At 56.9% G+C, this 1620-nt stretch carries 1 protein-coding gene and 1 pseudogene; both read left to right on the top strand.

The window, feature by feature from the left end; genetic code table 11:
• On the top strand, positions 1–847 hold an 847-nt coding region (locus tag ABYT07_RS20975; RefSeq protein ID WP_372993930.1), incomplete at its 5' end, for a F0F1 ATP synthase subunit gamma.
• 19 nt (positions 848–866) lie between these two features.
• A pseudogene (locus ABYT07_RS20970) lies at positions 867–1620 on the top strand (F0F1 ATP synthase subunit beta); the annotation flags it as partial.

Genomic DNA, 1620 nt, shown 5'->3' with positions numbered 1-1620 from the left:
CGCGTCGGTGAAGAACACCCGCAAGATCACGAAAGCCATGCAAATGGTTGCCGCGGCGAAACTTCGCCGCGCGCAGGAAGCTGCCGAACAGTCACGCCCCTACACAGAGCGTTTTAACGCTGTGATGTCGCGGCTGGCCGCCTCGGTCGGTGGATCCGATTCCGCGCCCAAACTGCTAAGCGGTACAGGCGAGAATAAGGTTCACCTTCTGGTGGTGATGACCGCAGAACGCGGTCTGTGCGGTGGTTTCAACGCCAACATCGCAAAGCTTGCCAAAATCCACGCCCGTCGCCTTATCAGCGAAGGCAAGGAGGTCAAGATTTTGACCGTCGGCAAGAAGGGTCGCGACAGTATTCGTCGTGATTTTGCCAAGAACCTCGTGGGTCACGTTGACCTGACCGACGTCAAGCGCCTTGGCTATGCCGACGCGCAGGGCATCGCGAAAGATGTGCTTGGTCGGTTTGATGCAGGCGAATTTGACGTGGCCACGATCTTTTACGCAAAGTTTGTGAACGTCGTCAGCCAGACGCCTACGGCACAGCAGATCATCCCTGCCTCCTTCGACACCGAAGAAGGCGCGGGCGAGGCGACAACTCTGTTCGATTACGAGCCCAGCGAAGAGGCCATCTTGGCCGATCTGCTGCCGCGCGGCGTCGCAACGGCGATCTTCTCGGCTCTGCTGGAAAATGCGGCCTCGGAACAAGGCGCGCGGATGTCGGCAATGGATAACGCGACACGGAACGCCGGTGATATGATCGAAGATCTTACCATCGAATATAACCGTTCGCGTCAGGCCGTCATCACCAACGAGCTGATCGAAATCATTTCCGGCGCGGAAGCGCTGTAAGGTATTGGAGAAAAACGACATGGCACAAGCTGTCGGTAAAGTAACACAAGTCATCGGCGCCGTCGTCGATGTGCAGTTCGAGGATCACCTGCCGGAGATTCTGAACGCGATCACGACCGAAAACCAAGGCAAGACACTGATCCTCGAAGTGGCTCAGCATCTTGGCGAAAATACCGTGCGCACCATCGCGATGGACGCGACCGAGGGCCTCGTTCGTGGTCAGCGCGTCGAAGACACAGGCGCGCCAATTTCGATCCCAGTGGGCAACGCCACATTGGGCCGGATCATGAACGTCGTGGGCGAGCCCATCGACGAAAAAGGCGAAATCGCATCGACCGAGCGCCGCTCGATCCACGCGGACGCGCCCGAATTCTCAGAGCAGTCCACAACATCCGAAGTTCTGGAAACAGGCATCAAGGTTATCGACCTTCTGGCACCTTACGCCAAAGGTGGTAAAATTGGTCTGTTCGGTGGTGCCGGTGTTGGCAAAACCGTTCTGATCATGGAACTGATCAACAACATCGCCAAAGTGCACTCTGGCTACTCGGTTTTCGCCGGTGTGGGCGAGCGTACACGTGAAGGTAACGACCTTTACCACGAGATGATCGAATCCAACGTTATCAACCCTGATGACCTTGAAAAGTCGCAGGTTGCACTGGTGTACGGCCAGATGAACGAGCCTCCAGGTGCGCGTATGCGTGTTGCTTTGACAGGTCTGACATTGGCCGAACAGTTCCGCGACCAGTCCGGTACAGACGTTCTGTTCTTCGTCG

The organism is Sulfitobacter sp. (genome assembly GCF_041552635.1).
Taxonomy (GTDB): Bacteria; Pseudomonadota; Alphaproteobacteria; order Rhodobacterales; family Rhodobacteraceae; genus Sulfitobacter.
The sequence above is the reverse complement of the archived record's forward strand: the minus strand, read 5'-3'. Positions and strand labels throughout refer to the sequence as shown.